The sequence below is a fragment of the Rhodococcus sp. EPR-134 genome (assembly GCF_001647205.1).
GTDB classification, from domain to species: Bacteria; Actinomycetota; Actinomycetes; order Mycobacteriales; family Mycobacteriaceae; genus Rhodococcus_F; species Rhodococcus_F qingshengii.
Genome location: NZ_LVCT01000256.1, coordinates 1 through 20,596 on the forward strand (window position 1 = coordinate 1; position 20,596 = coordinate 20,596).

The following is a 20,596-nucleotide window of genomic DNA, read 5'->3' on the forward strand; positions in this document are numbered from 1 at the left end:
AGTACGGCAGATACTTCGTCGGGCCCGTTTCGGCAGGCATATCCACGTGGGCGACGGCACCTTGCAGGGTGAGGGCCGGGGTCAATCGGTGAACATGCGCCCGAAACTTTGCGGCTACGTCGCTCGACATGAAGCCGAGGTGGTAGTCGCGATGTGGATTCTGTGCGGCGCCACCGGGATTGACGACGTTGACGTCTGACGTCACCTGATACATGGGGCCGAGCCAGGCTTCCGAAGCTAAAGCGACAATGCTGTTTGCGTAGTAGTCGACGTAAGCCTTGGGATCTTCGAGCGCCAACTTCAGTTGTGCTCCCCAGATCCGGTCATTGGCTCCGGGTTTGGCGAAGTGATCCCCGGACGTCGCGCCGGATTCGTGTTGGCGCGCAATGAGTTCACGGAAGACCGCACTGGCGCGATCCAATACCTCCGCGTCGAACGCGCCTTGGAAGACCGTGATGCCTGGACCGGTGAGTAACGCGCGGGCGATCTCGTCCTGAATCTCCGCCCGGATTTCAGGATTCGACAATTTGTCGACCAGAGCATCCGAGCGGTAGAGAAGAACGCCGTCGGCCACCGAATGGGCGTACGGGTAATCGGCGGGGTCTGTCTCGTGTGCGACCAGAGCGGCGAAGTCTTCGATGTTGCAATCTTCTCGGTGCAACCTACCCGCGGACGGCACGGTGTTGTCGGTCAGTGCTCGAGTCATTCGGGGACCTTTCCTGCAGTGTTCAAGATGCGCTGTACCTCAAAGACTGCCAAGGAGAAGCCATCGAAACTACCCCCGAAATCCATCAAAAAGACCTCAGAATTCTTCGCTCAATAGCTTGATCCAGTTCCAATTTAGCTGGACAACATAATGTCCTTACATATTTCGAGATTCGACTCTACAGTTCGAGGCATGACAACTTCTACTGTTCTGGAACTTCCTCGCACCCGGGTTGCCGATCCGATCGACGCCCCGACTTTGTGCTGGGGGATCCTCGGTCCCGGCTGGATTGCACAGCGCTTCGTGGAATCCCTGCAGACCGATACAGCTCAAGAGGTGGCGGCAGTTGCTTCGCGCGGACTGGCCCGAGCTCAGGCCTTCGCGGACCAATGGGGGATCCGATGCGCTCACGGTAGCTACGGCGCTTTGCTTGCGTCCGAGGAGGTGGACGTCGTCTATGTTGCAACGCCGCACACAGCCCATTTCGATTGTGCGATGGCTGCATTGGATCACGGCAAGCATGTCGTGATCGAAAAACCGCTTGCCTTGAACGGTGCACAGGGGCGTGCCATTCGAGAGAGGGCAACGGCGCTCGGACTGTTCTGTATGGAAGCGATGTGGACGTCGTTCTTGCCCAAGTTCGACGTGATCGACCAGATCATCGAGGCTGGATTTCTGGGAACCATACGTACGGTTCTGGCAGATCACGGTGAACGGTTCGAGACCGATCACCGTATTTACGATCCGGCGCTCGCGGGCGGGCCGCTTCTCGACCTCGGGACCTATCCGGTCAGTCTTGCGCATCGCGTACTAGGTGTTCCGAGTTCGGTTCTCGCTCTCGGCCAACCGGCCAACCACCAAGTGAACGGCCAGATTTCCGCGGTGCTCTCGTGGTCCGGTGTAGCTCAGGCCAGTCTGAGCACCACCATCCTCGCTGACACGCCCAACACCGCGTCGATCTGCGGTGACAAGGGGATGATCATTCTGGACTCGACGTTCTACCGCCCCGGGTCCTTTACGGTCCGGCTCGGAGACGGAAGATCTGCGCGCTACGACGACCCGGTCGACGGATACGTCGGAGGTCTCGCGTTCGAGGCGGCCGAGGCGGCGCGGCGGATCACCGCCGGGGATATCGAGTCGCCGGTCCATCCGCTCGACGCGGCCATTGCGACGCTCGACATCCTCGACGAGATCCGCCGTCAGGTAGGGATCACGTTCCCGGGGGAGGCCTAGAGTGTGAAGGCGTTCCGGAAAGCAGTGAGTGCGGTGTCACTGTCTCCGGATGCCCAGCCCTCCAATCCGATCGTGCCGGTGTAACCCTGCTCGGCGAGAACGCGTGCGATGGCTGGGTAGTTGATCTCGCCGGTTCCGGGTTCGCATCGGCCGGGTACGTCGGCCACCTGAATCTCGCCGATGTTGTCACCACAACGCCGCACGAGTTCGATGAGGTTTCCTTCGCCGATCTGTGCGTGGTAGAGGTCGAGCATCATCTTGAGGTTGGGGTGTGAGACGGATTCCACCAGTGCCAGAGTGTCTTTGGCTCTGGCCATCGGTACGCCAGGGTGATCGACGATCGTATTGAGATTCTCGAGGCAGGAGACGACTCCGGCGTCTTCACCCAGTCGCGCGATCTTCTCGAGAGCGCGTTGGGCCGTCAGCCACATCGCTCCCGTAGTTCGATACTGCGGGCGCGCGGCCTGTCCGTCGATCAGCTCGCCGGTATGGAAGTTCAGCCGAGGAACGCCGAGTTTCGCTGCCGGCGTGAGGCATAGCGCCGCTGTACGTACGAGTTCGGCGCTGCCCGCTTCGTCGAACAAATCGCCGTGAAGATAGCCGGTCATCGAGGAGAACCGAGCCCCGGTGGCGACCAGAGCATCGAGGTCCTTGTCTTGCCAACTCCAGATCTCGGCTGCGAACCCCGCCTCCGAGATCCGCCGAATGCGTTCGACGACAGGGAGTTCGGTGAACGTCATCTCGGCAGAGACTGCCAAATCGAAGGGGCTCACTGCGGCACCGACAGCAGCGATACGGGCAGTCCGGTTTCCACGGATTCTTTTGCAGCCAGTGCGATTTCCAGGGCGTTGCGAGCATCGAGACCGTCGACCGACGGCGCGCTGCCGGAGCGGATGCAGTCTGCGAAGTGCGCTAGCTGGGCAACATAGGCGTCGTGAAACAGTTCGATGTTCACCCGAGGTGTGTCGGCCCGAACGCCCGGTGAGCTGTAATGACGCATCGCGGTCCGCGTGACCTCGCCTGCACTCACCATTCCACCGGAACCGAAAACCTCGCCGCGAACGTCGTAACCGTAGGTGGCCTGGAAGTTGGCCTCGGCCGACGCGAAGGCGCCGTTGTCGAACCGCAACTGAACCATCGACGTATCGAGGTACCCCTGCTCCTTGTACTGCGGATGGACGAGAGCATCGGCCTGCGCGAACACCTCGACGACGCGTGCCCCCGGGTTGAGCCAGAGCAGGGCGTCGAAGTCGTGAATCAGTGTCTCGTTGAAGATCGTCCACGGCTTGACTCGAGAGGCGACGTCGGCGGTGATTCCCGGATCGCGAGTCAGAGAGCGAAGTAGCTGCGGTGTCCCGATCCCACCGGAGGTGATCACGTCGTGTGCCGCGGCGAAGTCGGCGGCGAAGCGCCGGTTGAAACCGACCTGCAGCGCAACATTGTTCGCGGCGCATGCGCCGATTGCGCGATCGGCGTCCTCGAGTGTCAAAGCCATCGGCTTTTCGCAGAAGACATGCTTGCCGGCCTCCGCTGCTGCTACCACGAGATCGGTGTGAGTTGATGCGGGCGTACTGATGAGCACCGCTTCGACGGTCGGATCGGTAATCAGCTCAAGGGCGTCGGTGTACGCGCGGGCGTCGGGACTGACACGTTCGATCAACGACGCCGCAGCGCCGGGCGCAGGATCGGCGACGGCGACGAGACGGGTGCCGGGGATACGCAGCGCGACGGACTCGCCGTGGAAACGGCCGATCCATCCAGCGCCGATCAGACCGACTGCAACAGAGGCAGACATGGGGGCTCCGTTCGGAGTGAGGATGAGGAACTAGATCGTTCTAGTCGTGTCAGTAAAGCGCTGGTTGCCTCGTGCGTCAACGTTTCGGCGTGTATTCGCTGGAACGATCTAGTCTGTGGAGGTGAACAGTCGACGCCCCACCTTGCAAGACGTAGCAGACCTGGCCGGTGTGTCACGCGCACTGGTGTCCATCGTCATTCGCGATGTCCCGGGTGCCAGCGATGCGACGCGGGTACGGGTCAAGGCGGCCGCGGACGAACTCGGCTATCGACCCGACAACGCGGCGCGACTGCTGCGCCAGCATCGCAGCCGCCTGATCGGTGTCAGTTATGTTGCCGCGCAAACCTTTCACGCGGAGCTGCTCGACGAGAGCTACGACGCAGCCGAACGCTTGCGCTACGACGTCGTTCTCAGCGCCGTCTCGGACCGCAGGCCTGGCTCGCGCGCCGTGCGCACCCTGCTCGACGACCGATGCGAGGCGATCTTGCTGTTGGGTTCGCAGGCGCCGGAATCGGAGATCGTCGACCTGGCGGCCAAGGTTCCCGTCGTCGTGCTCGCCCGGAAGATGCCCTCAGCACATGTGGACGTTGTCCGCACGGACGACGAGGCGGGCGCCGTGATGGCCGTGAATCATCTCGTCGGACTCGGGCACCGCTCGATTGTCCATGTCGACGGCGGACGCGGTCCGGGCGCCCAGGAGAGGCGTCAGGGCTACCGGAAGGCCATGCGGGCGGCCGGACTGGAATCGCGGATACTTCCCGGCGGCCTCACGGAGGAGTTCGGCGCGGACGCCGCGCGGTCGATGGTCGAACAAGGGATTCCCGGTGCGGTCTTCGCTTTCAATGATCGTTGCGCGCTAGGAGTCCTGGACGTCTTCTTGCGTGCGGGAGTCTCGGTGCCCGGCGACGTCTCCGTGATCGGATTCGACAACAGTGCATTGGCAGGTTTGGCGCACATCGATCTGACCAGCGTCGGGCAGGACACGGCGTTTCTGGGTGGCGCCGCGGTGGAGCGAATCTCCGAACGTCTCGACGCCGGAAGTGGACTCTTGGGCAAGGACATAGTCGCGCAACCACAACTTGTAGTTCGAGGTTCAACTGGACCTGCAGCGCGTTGACCTGGCCTTTCCGCTCCCTTCAGTTTGTCTGGTCTTTGATAAGCAGTCCTAATGTCAGAACAAACTATTGACATTCGACTGTGACGGGTATTACATCTTTCACATACAACCGAGCACCATCCGTTCGCGGGCCGTTGGTTGATGTCGAGAGGGAGTTCACATGTCGTTTCTCACGGGACGCAAGAGCGTTGCCGTACTGGCCGGAGCCTCAGTCGTGGTCTTGGGTCTGGCCGCCTGTTCCAGCACCGGCGGTAAGCCGGATTCATCCGGATCCGGAATGGGCGCGGGTACGGCGGACACGCCCCGCGCCACCATTGCGATGATCACCCACGAAGTGCCCGGTGACACGTTCTGGGATCTGGTGCGCAAGGGAGCCGAAACCGCAGCGGCCAAGGACAACATCGAACTTCGGTACTCCGCCGATCCCGAGGCACCGAATCAGGCCAACTTGGTTCAGAGCGCGATCGACAGCAAGGTCGACGGGATCGCCGTCACCCTCGCGAAGCCCGACGCCATGGTTGCCGCGGTCCAAAGTGCCACCGCCGCGGGCATTCCGGTGGGCGCCCTCAACTCGGGCCTCGAAACCTGGAAGGACATGGGCGTCAAGGAGTACTTCGGTCAGGACGAGTCGATTGCCGGTGAAGCTGCCGGCGAGCGACTCAACACCGAAGGAGCCACCAAGGTGCTGTGCGTGATTCAGGAGCAGGGCAACGTGAGCCTCGAATCACGGTGCGCCGGTGTGAAGAAGTCGTTCAAGGGAACGACGGAGATTCTCAACGTCAACGGCAAGGACATGCCGTCGGTGGAGTCGACCATCACCGCGAAACTTCAACAGGACCCGGCAATCGATCGAGTTCTCGCGCTCGGTGCGCCGTTCGCATTGACGTCCGTGACGTCGGTCGGCAATGCGGGCAGCAAGGCTAAGGTCGTCACCTTCGACACCAACGCGGCGCTCGTCGACGCCATCAAATCCGGTGACGTGCAGTGGGCAGTGGACCAGCAACCCTTCCTGCAGGGCTACCTCGCCATCGATTCGCTGTGGCTTTACCTCAATAACGGCAACGTGATCGGTGGTGGCTTGCCCACCCTGACCGGACCCGCGTTCATCGACAACACCAACATCGACTCGGTCGCCGAGTACGCCAAGAACGGAACTCGCTGATCCGGGCGCACGGAGGGCTGAGAGTCCGCCCTCCGTGCGCCTGTCCAGCACGGAAGGGAAATCATGTCCACTCAGGCAGATCTCGACCTTGCCGCCCATAAAGTCGTGACCGATGAACGGGTGAAGGAGCAAAAGCGCATTCAGCGTCTGCTGCTCCGCCCGGAGATGGGTTCACTTGTCGGCGCCATCGCCATCTTCATCTTCTTCTGTATCGTCGCGGCACCGTTCCGTACGCCGGAAGCGCTTGCGACAGTGCTCTACTCCAGCTCCACGATCGGCATCATGGCTTGCGCGGTCGCCCTGCTCATGATCGGCGGCGAGTTCGACCTCTCCGCCGGCGTCGCAGTCACCACGTCCTCGCTCGCCGCGTCGATGATCGCCTACAACCTGCACCTCAACCTGTGGGTGGGCGCGATTCTGGCGCTGGTCGTCTCGCTCGCCGTCGGATTCTTCAACGGCTACCTCGTCATGAAGACGAAGATTCCCAGCTTCCTCATCACCTTGAGTTCGTTCCTGATGTTGACCGGCATCAACCTGGCCGTCACCAAGCTCGTGAGTGGTCAGGTGGCCACACCCAGCGTCTCCGACATGGCCGGATTCGATTCCGCGAAAAAGGTATTCGCGTCGTCGTTCTCGGTCTTCGGGGTGTCCGTCAAGATCACGGTCGTGTGGTGGCTGCTGTTCACCGCGATTGCAACATTTGTTTTGTTCAAGACCAAGATCGGCAACTGGATCTTCGCGGTCGGCGGCAATCAGGACAGTGCCCGCGCGATCGGTGTCCCGGTGACCGCAGTCAAGATCGGTTTGTTCATGACCGTCGGCTTTGCTGCCTGGTTCGTGGGCATGCATCTGCTGTTCTCGTTCAACACCGTTCAGTCCGGTCAGGGTGTCGGTAACGAGTTCCTGTACATCATCGCCGCAGTCATCGGCGGTTGCCTGCTCACCGGTGGTTACGGAACCGCGATCGGCGCTGCGATCGGCGCATTCATCTTCGGTATGACCAACCAGGGCATCGTCTACGCAGGCTGGAACCCGGACTGGTTCAAGTTCTTCCTCGGCGCCATGCTGCTCTTCGCGGTCATCGCCAACAACGCATTCCGCAACTACGCTGCGAAAAGGTGACACATGAGTACCACAGCTGAAGTTCCCGCTCTCTCGAACTCGGGCGGCAACGTGCCACTGATCGAGCTCAAGGACGTCGGTAAGCAATACGGAAACATCATCGCGCTCAAGGGAATCAACCTGCGCGTCGGTGCGGGTGAAGTAACAGGCGTGCTCGGTGACAACGGCGCAGGCAAGTCCACGCTGATCAAGATCATCGCCGGTCTGCACCAACAGAGCGAAGGTGAACTACTCGTCGACGGTGAACCGACAACGTTCCACTCGCCGAAAGAAGCTCTCGGCAAAGGCATCGCGACGGTCTATCAGGACCTCGCCGTCGTTGCGTTGATGCCGGTGTGGCGCAACTTCTTCCTCGGGCAGGAACTGCGCAAGGGCGGTCTGATCAAGTCGCTCGACGCCAACGCCATGCGCGCGACGACTCTTTCGGAACTCTCGAAGATGGGCATCGAACTACCTGACGTCGACGCACCGATCGGTAGTCTCTCGGGCGGTCAGCGTCAGTGTGTTGCCATCGCCCGCGCCATCTTCTTCGGCGCGCGCGTGCTGATTCTCGACGAGCCGACAGCAGCGCTCGGCGTCAAACAGTCGGGAATGGTGTTGCGCTACATCACCGCTGCCAAGGAACAGGGATTCGGCGTCATCTTCATCACGCACAATCCGCACCACGCGTACATGGTCGGCGATCACTTCGTGCTCCTCAACCGAGGCAGGCAGAAGCTCGACGCCAAGTACGACGACATCTCACTCGAAGAACTGACCAAGGAGATGGCGGGCGGTGACGAGCTCGAGACGCTGACCCACGAGCTTCGCCGCTAGATCAAAACCTCGCGACTACAGCCTCGGTTCGAATCGAACCGAGGCTGTAGTCGTTTCGTCACAGGATGGTCGTCGGCCGAACCCCGAGGCCGGAATGCATGTACGCCTCGTCGATCATCGTCATGTTGGCTACCGCGTCGCCCGGCCCGATCGGCAGCGCCGAGACCCCGGACAGATGATCGGCGAACGCTTCGAGTTGATAGGTGTACGACGACTTCGTGCCCAGATGCTCGACGCTCGTGCGCCCACCGGCCGTGACGGAGACACGGTCGTCGATGTCCGGCTGCAGGAAGTTGTGTACCAGGACGTCTCCTTCAGTGCCGAATACTCGGAAGGTGAAGTGATACCGCTCGTCCAACATCGTGGTCACCACGGATGCCGTGGCGCCGCTGGGGTATTCGAGTTCGATGTCGAACCACGAATCAACCCTCGGAGCATATTCCTCGTGGCGGGTCTCGGTCACCACTGGCGCACCACCACAGACGTCACTCAGCGTCCGGGAAGCATGTAACCCGTAGCAGCCCAGGTCCATCAGTGACCCGCCTGCCAAGGCGAGCTCCCACCGCGGGTCGTTCTCGGATGGTGTGGGCATCCGCAGTACGGTTTCCACCCGAGTGACCGCGCCGACGGCGCCGCTTCGAACCAGATCCAGCAGGCGCCGGTTCACCGGATGAAAGAGGTAGTGGAACCCCTCGAGCAGCGTCACGCCGCTCACGCGTGCTGCCTCGGCTACAGCACGCGCTTCCACCGCGTTGCTCGAAAACGGTTTCTCCGTCAGCACGTGCTTGCCGGCCTGAACGGCGGCGAGATTCCACGGTCCGTGCAGGCTGTTGGGCAGCGCGTTGTAGACGACATCCACCTCCGGATCCGAGATCAGCTCGGCGTACGAACCGACCACCCGTTCGATCCCATGCTGGGCCGCATAGGCTCTGGCCCGCTCGGGGTCGCGTGCGGCAACGGCCACCAGGCGGTGCCCGGTGGCCGTTGCAGGTTTGATCATCGCGTTCTCGGCGATGCGTGAGGCTCCCAGAATGCCTATCCGCAGCGGGGTAGGAGGTGTCACAGAACCGACCGCAGATACTCGACGCTCGCTCGCACATCGCGCACCGGTCCCTCGTCCGACGGCGCTTCGGCCAGAATGGTGTCCTGCTCGAGCACGTACCACCCGTCGAAACCGTGGCGCTGCAATATGGCTGTGACACCGGCGATGTCGACGTCGCCGCCACCGAGTGGACGGTACATTCCAGCCTTCACGCCGTCGGTGTAGGTGAGCTCACCTCTGCGAACGCGTGATGCGAGGGCATCGTCGACGTCCTTGAGATGCACGTGGGTGATGCGCTCGGGAGCTTGACGCGCCAGGTCGACCGGATCGGTGCCGCCGATCAACAGGTGGCCGGTGTCCAGGCACAGGGGGATGGCCGAGCCGTCGAGCACTCGCAGGACCTCGTCGCGCTGCTCGATCATCGTTCCGACGTGAGGGTGGACAACTGCCCTGATTCCGCGCTCGGCCGCGGCGTCGGTGAGGCGATCGAGATTGTGCAGCAGGGTTTTCCAACTCTGCTCGTCCAGTTCCGGGCGTGAATCGTAGCCGTCGGAACCCGTCGCGGCGGCCAGGACCAAAACTTCGGCACCCGAGGCGACGAAACCATCGAGGATGGGGGAGATGCCGGGAACCGGATCATGATCGCGATCATGCAGCAGTACCGGTGCGAACCCGCCGACTGCGCTCAGATCGTGATCCGCGAGCACCTTGGCCATTTCGGCGGGTGCAGTCGGCAGAAAGCCCTCCGGTCCGATTTCCGTTGCCGCCAGACCGACTTCGCGCATTTCCCGGAGGACTTGCGCAGGGTCGAGCTGGTAGCCCCAGCCCGGGACTTCGCACACGCCCCAGGAGATCGGTGCGCCGGCGATGCGAGGAGTGCTCATGTGTGTGCCTCATTCTTGTCGTGAAGGAACAGATCTTTGACTTCGGTGATCGTGACGGGCCGACCCTCGCGCAGAGAGTGCGTTGCAGCTTCGGAGATCCAGGCCGACTCGACCGCATCTGCGGGCGTGCACGGTGATTCCCGACGCCCGGCGACAACGCCGAGGAATGCTTCGAGTTCCGCACGGTAGGCGGACGTGAAGCGGTCCATGAAGAACGTGTACGGCTCCTTCGAGGGGAACGATGTTTCGGGGTCGAGAGAGCGGAGTGGCAAGCGGTCGTCCAGCCCGGCAACGACGGAGTCCGCCGAGCCGAGTACCTCGAGTCGGCAGTCGTAGCCGCGGCCGTTGTAGCGGGTATTCGACACGACTGCGATGGTTCCGCCTTCGAAAGTGAGAACCGTTGCGGCGGTGTCGACGTCACCGGCATCGGCGATCCCGCGATCACCCTGATTCGAGCCGGTGGCAAAAACAGTGGTGACTTCGCGGCCGCTGATCCACCGGACGATGTCGAAGTCGTGGATCGAGCAGTCGCGGAAGATGCCGCCGGAGTGTTCGATGTACGAGATCGGCGGGGGAGCGGGGTCGAGGGTGGTCGATCGGAGAGTGTGGATCCAACCGAGTTCTCCAGATCGAACCGCGTCGTACGCCGCCACAAATGACGGGTCGAATCGGCGCTGAAATCCGATCTGGACTGGCACCGACGTCTGCTCGGCAGTCGCGAGTACACGAACGGAGGATTCGATGGAGTCTGCTACCGGCTTTTCGCAGAACGTCGGGATGTCTCGGCGGACAGCGGCTTCGATCAAATCGGCATGTGAACTCGACGACGCGGCGATCAGAACGCCGTCGATGCCCGACGCGAGAAGCGCGTCGGGATCGGCAGCGGACTCCACGTCGAGTTCGCTTGCCACGTCCGAGGTTCGACGTGCGTCGACATCGGTGACAACCAGTGCGTCGACGCCGTTTAGCGTCAGTAGATTTCGGGCGTGGTAGCTGCCGATTCGTCCGAGGCCGACGACTCCGATGCGAGCGCCCATCAGTCCAGCCCTCCGAAGACGTTCTGGTCCCAGTCGATGATCGAACCCGTCACGACTCCGCTGCGATCGGAGAGCAGGAAGACGACGAAGTCGGCGATTTCGTCGACCTGTCCGAGCTTGCCCATGGGGAGGGTGCTGCCCGCGCGTTCCTGCCAGTCGTCACCGGCGTCGTGAAAAGCTCTCTGCGTGAGGTCTTCTCCCTCGGTCTGTGTCCACCCGATGTCGAGACCGTTGATCCGGATGCGATCCCAGCGATGCGCATGGGCGGCGTTGCGGGTCAGCCCCGCCAGCCCGGCCTTCGCTGCCACGTACGGCGCGAGATACGGTTGCCCGCCGAGTTCGGACGTGGAGATGATGTTGACGATGGACCCGGGGACCGCACGCTCGCGCATGTCCTTGACGGCTGCCTGCATCGTGAAGAACGGACCGCGGAGGTTCACCGCGATGTGCTGGTCGAAGAGTTCCTCGGTGGTGTCGAGCAGCGTGCCGCGCGAGGTGAGTCCGGCAGAATTGACGAGGGCATCCACGCGGCCGAAGTGAGAGATCGTCTCGGCCACGCTGGCGAGCGCGGAATCGGTCTGCGCCACATCGGCTTCGATGAAGTGGGTTCCCGGAAGTTCTGCCTCGAGAGCCTTTCCGACGTCCGGGCGTCGGCCGGTGAAAGCCACCTGAGCGCCCTCACGGACTGCGGCGCGAACGACGCCGGCGCCGACGCCTTGCGAGCCGCCACTGACCAGTACGACGGTGTCGGCTAGGAGTGCGGGCCTGGTTACGCCCGGCGGAGAAGTCATGGGTTTAGTCTGGCTGTGACGAAGACCTCGAGCAACAGCGAAAAACCATCAAATATCCATCATCGTGAGGTAGTTGTGGCGCATCGATTCAAAGTACGGGAGATCGCTCAGCAGTCGGGCCTGAGTGAGGCCACCGTCGACCGGGTGCTCAACGACCGTCCTGGAGTTCGGGAGGGCACACGATCGGAGGTTCGCCAGGCGATCACGGACCTGGAACGTCAACGCTCGCAACTGAAACTGGTCGGGCGCACGTTCATCGTCGACGTCGTGTTGCAAACTCCCGCAAGGTTTTCCGACGCAGTCCGTGACGCGCTCGAGGCCGAACTGCCGACCCTTGCGCCTGCTGTTGTTCGTTCTCGGTTCCACTTTCGTGAAACCGGTTCGGTCGAAGCGATGACGTCGACGCTCGACAAGATTCGCCGACGCGGATCCCACGGAGTCATCGTCAAGGCTCCCGACACTCCGGAAGTCGTGGCGGCGATCGACCGGTTGGTGGCGGCCAAGATTCCGGTCGTCACGTTGGTGACCGATGTTCCCGGTAGCAGGCGAGCCGCCTACATCGGCATCGACAACCGAGCCGCCGGAGCCACCGCCGCGTACTTGATAGATCAGTGGCTGGGGGATCGGGACGGCAACGTGCTGGTCAGCATGAGTAGCGGCTTCTTCCGTGGGGAGGAAGAACGGGAGATGGGATTTCGCTCCGCTATGCGCGTCTCGGCTCCGCATCGCCGTTTGATCGACATTCCGAACAGTGACGGTCTGGATCAGACGAGTAGGAAATTGGTGCGAGCGGCACTCGAATCCGATCCGCAGATCCGTGCCGTGTATTCGATCGGTGGTGGCAACCTGGCCACGGTCGACGCGTTCGAAGAATTGAACCGGGAGTGCAGTGTCTTCATCGCCCACGATCTCGACGGTGACAATCGAAAGTTGCTGGGGGAGAAGCGAATATCGGCGGTGCTCCACCACGATCTGCGTGCGGATGTTCGCACTGCCTGTCAGGTGGTCATGAAGGAACACGGCGCCATGGGCGCTCACTTCGGCTTTACGACGTCACCGGTCCAAGTCGTGACACCGCTCAACATGCCCCCGACATAGCTGTGCGCGGTCAAGGAGTCCGGAGACTCCCTAACCGCGCACAGGGCCGAAGGCCTGACTATCGAGCGAAGAGCAGTGCTCGCTTGACTTCCTGAATAGCCTTTGTCACCTGGATGCCGCGGGGGCACGCGTCGGTGCAGTTGAACGTGGTGCGGCAACGCCACACGCCGTCCTTGTCGTTCAGGATGTCGAGACGCTCGGAAGCGGCCTCGTCACGGCTGTCGAAGATGAACCGGTGTGCGTTCACGATGGCAGCGGGACCGAAGTAGCTGCCGTCGCTCCAGTACACGGGGCACGACGTGGTGCAGCATGCGCAGAGGATGCACTTGGTGGTGTCGTCGAAACGAGCACGGTCGTGCTGGCTCTGGATGCGCTCACGAGTGGGCTCGTTGCCACTGGTGATGAGGAACGGCTTCACGGCGCGGAATGCGTCGAAGAAGGGCTCCATGTCGACAACCAGGTCCTTCTCGACGGGCAGGCCCTTGATGGGCTCGACCGTGATGGTGACCGGCTTGCCGTCCTTGGGCAGCATGTCCTTCATCAGCAGCTTGCAGGCCAGACGGTTCACACCGTTGATCCGCATCGCGTCCGATCCACAGACTCCGTGTGCGCAGCTGCGACGGAACGTGAGGGTGCCGTCGAGGTAACCCTTTACGTACAGCAGCAGGTTGAGCAGACGGTCGGTGGGCAGTGCCGGGACCTGGAAACTGTCCCAGTGCTGGCCCTCGCCCGATTCGGGATTCATCCGCGCGATCTTGAGAGTGACCATGACGGCCCCCTCGGGAACAGCGGGGAGTTTGGGTGCATCTACAGCAGGCGCAGACATCAGTACTTACGCTCCATCGGCTCGTAGCGGGTCTGGATCACCGGCTTGTAGTCCAGACGGATGTCGGAGAGCAGGCCGTCACCCTCCTTGTACGCCATCGTGTGCTTCATGTACTCGGCGTCGTTGCGATCCGGGAAGTCCTCGCGAGCGTGGCCGCCGCGCGATTCCTTGCGGTTGAGGGCGCCGACGACGGTGACCTCTGCCATTTCGAGGAGGAAGCCCAGCTCGATGGCCTCGAGCAGGTCGCTGTTGTAGCGCTTGCCCTTGTCCTGGACCGTGATGTGGTTGTAGCGCTCCTTGAGAGCACGCACATCCTTGAGAGCCTGGGTGAGGCGCTCTTCGGTGCGGAAGACGGAGGCGTTGTTGTCCATCGACTGCTGCAGCTCGGTGCGGATGTCCGCAACGCGCTCGTGGCCGTGATCGGACAGGATGACGCCGACCCAGTCTTCGACCATCGCGGCCGGGGTTTCCGGCATGTCGACGAACTCGGTGGAGTTCGCGTACTCGGCGGCAGCGATGCCGGCGCGACGGCCGAACACGTTGATGTCGAGGAGCGAGTTGGTACCGAGACGGTTTGCACCGTGTACGGAGACACAGGCGCATTCGCCGGCCGCGTACAGACCCTTGACGATCTCGTCGTTGTTGCGCAGCACCTCACCGTTGATCTTGGTGGGGATACCGCCCATGACGTAGTGGCACGTCGGGTAGACGGGCACGGGCTCCTTGACGGGGTCCACGCCGAGGTAGGTGCGCGAGAACTCCATGATGTCGGGGAGCTTCTCGTCGAGAACTTCCTCGGGGATGTGCGTCACGTCGATGTAGACGTAGTCCTTGTTCGGGCCGGCGCCGCGGCCTTCGAGAACCTCGAGGACCATCGAACGAGCCACGATGTCACGCGGAGCGAGGTCCTTGATGGTGGGTGCGTAACGCTCCATGAAGCGTTCACCGTCGGCATTACGGAGAATGCCACCTTCACCGCGGACGGCTTCCGAGATCAGGATGCCGAGACCGGCGAGTCCTGTCGGGTGGAACTGGTGGAACTCCATGTCCTCGAGGGGCAGGCCCTTGCGGAAGATGATGCCCATGCCGTCGCCGGTGAGGGTGTGCGCGTTGGACGTCGTCTTGTACATGCGTCCCGAGCCGCCGGTCGCGAAGACGATCGACTTGGCGTGGAAGATGTGCAGCTCGCCGGTCGAGAGCTCGTAGCAGATGACACCGGTGGCAACCGGGCCGTCCTCGGTCTCGGTGATGGCGATGTCGAGCGCGTAGAACTCGTTGAAGAACTCGACGTCGTGCTTGACGCAGTTCTGGTAGAGCGTCTGCAGGATCATGTGACCGGTGCGGTCGGCGGCGTAACACGCACGGCGGACGGGTGCCTTGCCGTGGTCGCGTGTGTGGCCACCGAATCGACGCTGGTCGATCTTGCCTTCGGGCGTGCGGTTGAACGGCAGACCCATCTTCTCGAGGTCGAGCACCGCATCGATGGCCTCCTTGGCCATGATCTCGACGGCGTCCTGGTCGGCGAGGTAGTCGCCGCCCTTGACGGTGTCGAAGGTGTGCCACTCCCAGTTGTCTTCCTCCACGTTCGCCAGTGCGGCACACATGCCGCCCTGGGCCGCGCCGGTGTGGCTGCGGGTGGGGTAGAGCTTGGTCAGTACGGCCGTGCGGGCACGGGGGCCAGCTTCGATTGCCGCACGCATGCCTGCGCCACCGGCGCCGACGATGACCACGTCATAACGATGTTCCTGCATGAAGTCTGTGCTCCCCTAGCTCGCCGAGATATTGGGGTCGAAGGTGAAGATGACGTACGTGCCCAGGCCCATGATCAGGATCATCGAGAGAACGAGGATCGTGGTCAGCCAGAAGCGCGTGGAGTCCTTGCGGGAGTAGTCCGCGATGACCGTGCGCAGACCGTTACCGCCGTGCAGCTGTGCCAGCCACAACATCGTCAGATCCCAGAACTGCCAGAACGGGCTGGACCAGCGACCTGCGACGAACGCGAAGTTCAAACGGTGAACGCCACCGTCGAGCATCAGCATGATGAACATGTGGCCCAGGACCAGAACGATCAGGGCGACGCCGGAGAAGCGCATGAAGAGCCATGCGTACAACTCGAAGTTGTTCCGAGCCTTCGCGCGCGGGGACCGCGGGTTGTCCAGGCTTGCGGGACGGTCGTATGAGGTGCCCAGGCTCTTGGCTTCGGGTCCGTGAGTAGTCGCCATGTCAGTGCTCCGCAAACATGTTGATGAGGATGCGTCCGGCGCCTGGGATCATCACCAGGAACCAGATCGTCAGAATGGTCCAGAGCATGACGCGCTGGTACTTCGGGCCCTTCGACCAGAAGTCCACCAACATCACGCGCACGCCGTTGAGGGCGTGGTAGAGGACTACGCCGACGAGGCCGATCTCCATGAGGCCGACGAGGGGGTTCTTGTACGTGTCGATGACGGCGTCGTACGTATCGGGATTGACCCGAACGAGTGCCGTATCGAGAACGTGTACGAATAGGAAGAAGAAAGTAGCGACGCCTGTGATCCGGTGTAGAACCCAGGACCACATTCCGGGGTCGCCCCGGTAAAGCGACCTCGTGCGCTCCTTCTGAGGAGCGGCTTCAGTCGTAGTACTCATCGAGTGCTGTGCCTCCAACGTCATTGGTGGACGCGTCGAGCCTGCAGAGAGCTTCGATGTACCTCAGCCCGGGCTCGACGGGATCCTGAACCGACTTGACTCAGACTCTAAACCTATGTGAAACCGGGAACTAATCAGATGCGGGATTCGTACGCGTACCAAACTCTTTGTAAGGTTTGCCTTTCCAATCTCGCCGAGACGGTTTCGGCGTGGTTTCTGCATCCATTCAGTCGGCGTGATTGGATAACGAACCATGGGTGACATCGACTGGAAGTTGTTGCGGCACAACGCGCAAGTGGTCATGCGGCAGGCTTATGCACCGTACTCGGGCTATGCAGTGGGTGCAGCTGCCCTGGTAGACGATGGTCGGATCGTCTCAGGATGCAATGTGGAAAATGTCTCATACGGTTTGAGCCTGTGTGCCGAATGTGGACTCGTCGGTAACTTGGCCGCCACCGGGGGCGGGCGGCTGATTGCCTTCACGTGCTGCGACGCGAAGGGCTCGATTCTGATGCCATGCGGCAGGTGCAGACAGCTTCTTCTCGAGCACGGCGGGGGTGAGATGCTTGTCGACACGAGCAGTGGGTTCAAGCCGCTGAGCGAGCTGTTGCCTGATGCTTTCGGGCCGGAACAAGCAGAGGGGCTCCGCCATGTTTGACGCAGTTTCCATCATCGGCGCCAAGCGTGACGGCCGCGAGCTGTCGGGAACCGAGATCGACTGGATAGTTCAGGCGTTCACACAGGGGATCGTCGGTGACGAGCAGATGTCGGCGCTCGCGATGGCGATCTACTTCCGCGGAATGTCACGAGCAGAGACCGGCCGATGGACCGAGGCGATGATCGAATCCGGCGGGAGGATGGACTTTTCGGACTTGCCGCTGCCCACCGTCGACAAGCATTCGACCGGTGGAGTGGGGGACAAGATCACCCTTCCGCTTGCACCCCTCGTCGCTGCCTGTGGTCTTGCAGTCCCGCAGTTGTCGGGCCGCGGACTCGGCCACACCGGTGGAACTCTCGACAAGCTCGAGGCCATTCCAGGTTGGCGAGCCGAGCTCACGGCGACGGAGATGGTCGACATTCTCTCGGATCCGAAAATCGGCGCGGTGATCTGCGCTGCCGGAGCGAATCTGGCCCCCGCGGACAAGAAGCTCTACGCGCTGCGCGACGTGACCGGAACGGTGGAATCCATTCCGCTGATCGCAAGTTCGATCATGAGCAAGAAGATTGCCGAGGGAACCGGCGCCCTGGTGCTCGACGTCAAGGTCGGTTCCGGAGCGTTCATGAAGGACCTCGGCGACGCGCGAGAGTTGGCACGCACGATGGTCGAGCTTGGCAACGACGCCGGCGTGCGTACAAGCGCTCTCATCACCGGGATGGACACCCCGCTCGGATTGACGGCGGGCAACGCCCTCGAGGTACGTGAATCCGTCGAGGTGCTGGCAGGCGGCGGGCCGTCGGACGTCGTCGAGCTGACCCTGGTCCTGGCTCGGGAGATGCTGTCCGCGGCTGGGATCGACGGTATCGACCCCGCAGACAAACTGTCCGACGGCACAGCCATGGACCGGTGGCGCGCGATGATCGCCGCCCAAGGTGGGGACCCACACGCGACGCTGCCGACAGCTCGGCACAGCGACGTCGTCACCGCGGACCGAGACGGCGTACTGACCCGACTCGACGCCATGGCGGTGGGCATCGCGGCCTGGAAACTGGGAGCCGGACGCGAACGGCAGGGCGAAGCCGTTCAGGCCGGTGCCGGCATCGAGATGCATGCAAAGCCGGGCGACGTGGTCCGTGCCGGGCAGAAGCTGATGACATTGCACACCGACACTCCCGAGAGATTTGATGCAGCGCGACGAAGCCTCGGCGGTGGATGGTCGATCGGGACCGATTCCGACACCGTTTCGCGACCGTTGCTCATCGAGCGAATTGTGGGTGATTCGCGTTAGCGTTGGCGAATGAACGCACCGGAGTTGACCACGATCCGCAGCGCACCCAAAGTTCTTCTCCACGATCATCTCGACGGAGGACTCCGACCCGAGACCGTTCTCGAACTGGCCGAGCAATGTGGCTACGACGAGCTGCCGGCGAATACGGCATCCGAACTGGCGCAATGGTTCCGAACTGCCGCTGACAGTGGATCGCTCGAGCTCTACCTCGAAACGTTCGCGCACACAGTCGCCGTGATGCAGACCCCCGAAGGGCTCGCACGGGTGGCACGTGAGTGTGCCGAGGATCTGGCCGACGACAACGTCGTCTATGCCGAGATCCGTTTTGCGCCCGAGCAGCACCTGGAACAAGGCCTGAGTTTGGACGAGGTCGTCGAGCACGTTCTCGAAGGTTTCCGGGCCGGCGAATCCGCTGCCAGGGTCGCGGGACGGGAGATCCGCATCGGCTGTCTTCTCACGGCGATGAGGCATGCCGCGCGGTCGCGGGAGATCGCCGAACTCGCTGTGCGATTCCGGGACCGCGGGGTTGTCGGTTTCGACATCGCCGGCGCCGAGGCCGGAAACCCACCGAGCCGGCACCTCGACGCGTTCGAGTACATGCGTGACGCGAACGCCCACTTCACGATTCACGCGGGTGAGGCTTTCGGGTTGCCGTCGATCCACGAAGCCATCGCCTTCTGCGGAGCGGATCGGTTGGGCCACGGCGTGCGGATCGTTGACGACATCGACGTAGGCGTGCCAGGTGGGGCAGAGTTGGGTCGGCTCGCGAACTACGTCCGTGACATGCGCATTCCCCTGGAACTGTGCCCGAGTTCGAACGTGCAGACCGGAGCCGTAGCCGCCCTGGCGGACCATCCGTTCGGACTCTTGGCGGACTTGCGCTTCCGAGTGACCGTCAACACCGACAACAGGCTGATGAGCGACACCACCATGAGCCGGGAAATGGCCGCGTTGGTCGAGACCTTCGGTTACGGATGGACCGATCTCGAACGCTTCACCATCAACGCGATGAAGTCGGCCTTCATCCCGTTCGACGAGCGCCTCGCGTTGATCGACGACGTCATCAAGCCGGGCTACGCCGTGCTCATCGGCTAGATGACGTGCGCCCGACTACTCAGATCGAAGCCGGGCCTCGAACTCGCGCTCGAGTTCGCGCCAGGCCTCGGATTCCTTGGTGAACGGCGCACTCGGAGCCATCCGCGACGGATCGGGGTTGAGGAGGTACGAGACGTACCAACCCAGCTCGTTCGACGCGGACAGAGCCTCCTCGGTGGAGTCGTCGTCGGCGAAATCTGCTGCATCGGTGAACAATTCGACGGCGAGTTCCAGCTGCTCGGCATCTACGACGTCCGGGCCCTGGGCGAGGTCGTCGGCGATACCGGGCAGAACGTAGACGTTCTCGTCCGTGACCTCGATTTCGAGTGAACCGTCGACGGCCGCATTCTGAATTTCGCCGTACGTACTGACCTGCGAGAGATCGTGTTCGTGGTTGTCGGCGAGGTAGCGAGCGAGTGCGCGCTCGCTACGGAAGACGGTGATCAGTCCGTCCTTGCCGAGGAAGATCGCCTGATCTCCCATGTAGCAGCGCAGAGGGTAGAACGTCTCGGCCGAGGTGATGATGCGGATCGGGTCGACACCGACCTCGCCCCAGAAGGTCTCGACTTCGTCTTCGTCCTCTTCGAGGTCGTCTTCGTCGAATTCCTCGTCCTCGCCCTCCTCGGCGACATCGTCGGCGTCGACGGTGTTCTCGGCGGCAGCGAGCAGTTCAGCTTCGGCGACCGCGACGGCGGCTGCATCGACCTTCGGGGAGGTGACCACCTTGTCGATGGCGTCGAGAACGGCGTCCCAGTCCTTGACGATCGCAGCGCCGACCTGGTCCCACAGCTCCAGGCCTTCGCGGCCTTCGAAGGTGCCGGCGCCGGTGGCAAGCGCGCCGAGTACCGGATGGCCGCTGAAGAAGCGGATGACCGCGTCGAGTTCGCACACCTCACCGATGTTGCGAGCCATGTTCAGGGTGTCTTCGAGTTCCGAGACCACCAGTGCCTCAGGGTCACCTGCGGCCAGTTCCGGCACGCCGACGAAGTCGAACGTGAAGTTCTCTTCCGGTTCCAACTCGGCTGCCGACAGTCCGGAGACGACGGCCCACGCCGGATGCTCGACCAGGTCGTTGTCGGAGTCCGTTCGGATGAAGGCCGCGAGTTCCGCGACGGAGGAGAACCCGTAGAGGTCTTCCTCATGGCCGAGAAACGCTTCCCACTCGTCGTCGCCCTCGCGCCAGCGAGGTGCCCACAAAGTGACGAGGTCTCCGTCGGTGAGTCCGATTTCGATAGGGACGATGTCTCCAGCCATGGGCGGAAGCCTATCCACCGCAGCGCGAAAGGCATAGCGGGGGT

At 62.5% G+C, this 20,596-nt stretch carries 21 protein-coding genes; 9 read left to right on the top strand and 12 right to left on the bottom strand.

What is annotated here, in order from left to right:
* Window positions 1–706: phytanoyl-CoA dioxygenase family protein (locus tag A2J01_RS11340; protein WP_197494205.1), on the bottom strand; the 706-nt coding region annotated here is incomplete at its 3' end.
* A 192-nt stretch (window positions 707–898) separates the two neighbouring features.
* Between A2J01_RS11340 and A2J01_RS11345 the strand changes: the two genes are divergently transcribed.
* Window positions 899–1,939, top strand: a complete 1,041-nt coding sequence (locus A2J01_RS11345) for a Gfo/Idh/MocA family protein (RefSeq protein WP_064112718.1) — start codon at window positions 899–901, stop codon at window positions 1,937–1,939.
* Here A2J01_RS11345 and A2J01_RS11350 read toward each other — a convergent pair.
* A complete protein-coding gene (locus A2J01_RS11350; RefSeq protein WP_082900843.1) occupies window positions 1,936–2,712 on the bottom strand; it encodes a TIM barrel protein in 777 nt (258 codons plus the stop codon). The genes A2J01_RS11345 and A2J01_RS11350 overlap by 4 nt on opposite strands.
* Complete coding sequence (locus A2J01_RS11355) at window positions 2,709–3,734, bottom strand: Gfo/Idh/MocA family oxidoreductase (RefSeq protein WP_042449651.1); 1,026 nt, start codon at window positions 3,732–3,734, stop codon at window positions 2,709–2,711. Before A2J01_RS11355 ends, A2J01_RS11350 begins: the two co-directional genes overlap by 4 nt.
* Window positions 3,735–3,849: 115 nt before the next feature.
* Here A2J01_RS11355 and A2J01_RS11360 point away from each other — a divergent pair, with 115 nt between their 5' ends.
* From A2J01_RS11360 to A2J01_RS11375, 4 genes are all read left to right on the top strand, one after another.
* Window positions 3,850–4,851: a LacI family DNA-binding transcriptional regulator gene (locus tag A2J01_RS11360; RefSeq protein ID WP_064112719.1), complete on the top strand. Its 1,002-nt coding sequence runs from the start codon at window positions 3,850–3,852 to the stop codon at window positions 4,849–4,851.
* Window positions 4,852–5,011: 160 nt separating this feature from the next.
* The gene (locus A2J01_RS11365; RefSeq protein ID WP_064112720.1) at window positions 5,012–6,013 is read left to right on the top strand and encodes a substrate-binding domain-containing protein; all 1,002 of its coding nucleotides are present in this window, start codon (window positions 5,012–5,014) and stop codon (window positions 6,011–6,013) included.
* 63 nt (window positions 6,014–6,076) lie between these two features.
* Window positions 6,077–7,135: an ABC transporter permease gene (locus A2J01_RS11370; RefSeq protein WP_003940759.1), complete on the top strand. Its 1,059-nt coding sequence runs from the start codon at window positions 6,077–6,079 to the stop codon at window positions 7,133–7,135.
* Window positions 7,136–7,138: 3 nt separating this feature from the next.
* Window positions 7,139–7,951: an ATP-binding cassette domain-containing protein gene (locus A2J01_RS11375; RefSeq protein WP_007727336.1), complete on the top strand. Its 813-nt coding sequence runs from the start codon at window positions 7,139–7,141 to the stop codon at window positions 7,949–7,951.
* A gap of 58 nt (window positions 7,952–8,009) precedes the next feature.
* Here A2J01_RS11375 and A2J01_RS11380 read toward each other — a convergent pair whose 3' ends face one another.
* The 4 genes from A2J01_RS11380 to A2J01_RS11395 are packed head-to-tail and all read right to left on the bottom strand — an operon-like array spanning window position 8,010 to window position 11,705.
* Complete coding sequence (locus tag A2J01_RS11380; RefSeq protein WP_030535067.1) at window positions 8,010–9,014, bottom strand: Gfo/Idh/MocA family protein; 1,005 nt, start codon at window positions 9,012–9,014, stop codon at window positions 8,010–8,012.
* Window positions 9,011–9,877, bottom strand: coding sequence for a TIM barrel protein (locus A2J01_RS11385; protein WP_007727332.1), 867 nt, complete (start codon window positions 9,875–9,877; stop codon window positions 9,011–9,013). The genes A2J01_RS11380 and A2J01_RS11385 overlap by 4 nt, the downstream gene beginning before the upstream one ends.
* Window positions 9,874–10,914 carry a Gfo/Idh/MocA family protein gene (locus A2J01_RS11390; protein ID WP_030535066.1) on the bottom strand — a complete coding sequence of 347 codons (1,041 nt, stop codon included), beginning with the start codon at window positions 10,912–10,914 and terminating at the stop codon, window positions 9,874–9,876. Before A2J01_RS11390 ends, A2J01_RS11385 begins: the two co-directional genes overlap by 4 nt.
* Window positions 10,914–11,705, bottom strand: coding sequence for an SDR family oxidoreductase (locus tag A2J01_RS11395; protein WP_047890271.1), 792 nt, complete (start codon window positions 11,703–11,705; stop codon window positions 10,914–10,916). Before A2J01_RS11395 ends, A2J01_RS11390 begins: the two co-directional genes overlap by 1 nt.
* A 75-nt stretch (window positions 11,706–11,780) precedes the next feature.
* Here A2J01_RS11395 and A2J01_RS11400 point away from each other — a divergent pair, with 75 nt between their 5' ends.
* The gene (locus A2J01_RS11400; RefSeq protein WP_064112721.1) at window positions 11,781–12,803 is read left to right on the top strand and encodes a LacI family DNA-binding transcriptional regulator; all 1,023 of its coding nucleotides are present in this window, start codon (window positions 11,781–11,783) and stop codon (window positions 12,801–12,803) included.
* Window positions 12,804–12,861: 58 nt separating this feature from the next.
* Here A2J01_RS11400 and A2J01_RS11405 read toward each other — a convergent pair whose 3' ends face one another.
* Genes A2J01_RS11405 through sdhC form a run of 4 tightly spaced genes read right to left on the bottom strand, consistent with a single transcriptional unit; the run spans window position 12,862 to window position 16,257 of the window.
* Window positions 12,862–13,629: a succinate dehydrogenase iron-sulfur subunit gene (locus A2J01_RS11405; protein WP_003940925.1), complete on the bottom strand. Its 768-nt coding sequence runs from the start codon at window positions 13,627–13,629 to the stop codon at window positions 12,862–12,864.
* Window positions 13,629–15,380 carry a succinate dehydrogenase flavoprotein subunit gene (gene sdhA / locus A2J01_RS11410; protein ID WP_003941011.1) on the bottom strand — a complete coding sequence of 584 codons (1,752 nt, stop codon included), beginning with the start codon at window positions 15,378–15,380 and terminating at the stop codon, window positions 13,629–13,631. Before sdhA ends, A2J01_RS11405 begins: the two co-directional genes overlap by 1 nt.
* Before the next feature lie 15 nt (window positions 15,381–15,395).
* The gene (locus tag A2J01_RS11415; protein WP_003940699.1) at window positions 15,396–15,851 is read right to left on the bottom strand and encodes a succinate dehydrogenase hydrophobic membrane anchor subunit; all 456 of its coding nucleotides are present in this window, start codon (window positions 15,849–15,851) and stop codon (window positions 15,396–15,398) included.
* Window position 15,852: 1 nt separating this feature from the next.
* Window positions 15,853–16,257 carry a succinate dehydrogenase, cytochrome b556 subunit gene (gene sdhC, locus A2J01_RS11420; RefSeq protein WP_020969155.1) on the bottom strand — a complete coding sequence of 135 codons (405 nt, stop codon included), beginning with the start codon at window positions 16,255–16,257 and terminating at the stop codon, window positions 15,853–15,855.
* A gap of 253 nt (window positions 16,258–16,510) precedes the next feature.
* Here sdhC and A2J01_RS11425 point away from each other — a divergent pair, with 253 nt between their 5' ends.
* Genes A2J01_RS11425 through A2J01_RS11435 form a run of 3 tightly spaced genes read left to right on the top strand, consistent with a single transcriptional unit; the run spans window position 16,511 to window position 19,298 of the window.
* Window positions 16,511–16,915, top strand: a complete 405-nt coding sequence (locus A2J01_RS11425; RefSeq protein ID WP_042449639.1) for a cytidine deaminase — start codon at window positions 16,511–16,513, stop codon at window positions 16,913–16,915.
* Window positions 16,908–18,203: a thymidine phosphorylase gene (locus A2J01_RS11430; protein ID WP_064112722.1), complete on the top strand. Its 1,296-nt coding sequence runs from the start codon at window positions 16,908–16,910 to the stop codon at window positions 18,201–18,203. Before A2J01_RS11425 ends, A2J01_RS11430 begins: the two co-directional genes overlap by 8 nt.
* Before the next feature lie 9 nt (window positions 18,204–18,212).
* Window positions 18,213–19,298: an adenosine deaminase gene (locus A2J01_RS11435; protein WP_007727325.1), complete on the top strand. Its 1,086-nt coding sequence runs from the start codon at window positions 18,213–18,215 to the stop codon at window positions 19,296–19,298.
* Between the two features lie 15 nt (window positions 19,299–19,313).
* On the opposite strand, the gene A2J01_RS11440 is transcribed toward A2J01_RS11435, so the two are convergent.
* Complete coding sequence (locus A2J01_RS11440; RefSeq protein WP_064112723.1) at window positions 19,314–20,552, bottom strand: hypothetical protein; 1,239 nt, start codon at window positions 20,550–20,552, stop codon at window positions 19,314–19,316.
* Window positions 20,553–20,596: the final 44 nt, after the last annotated feature.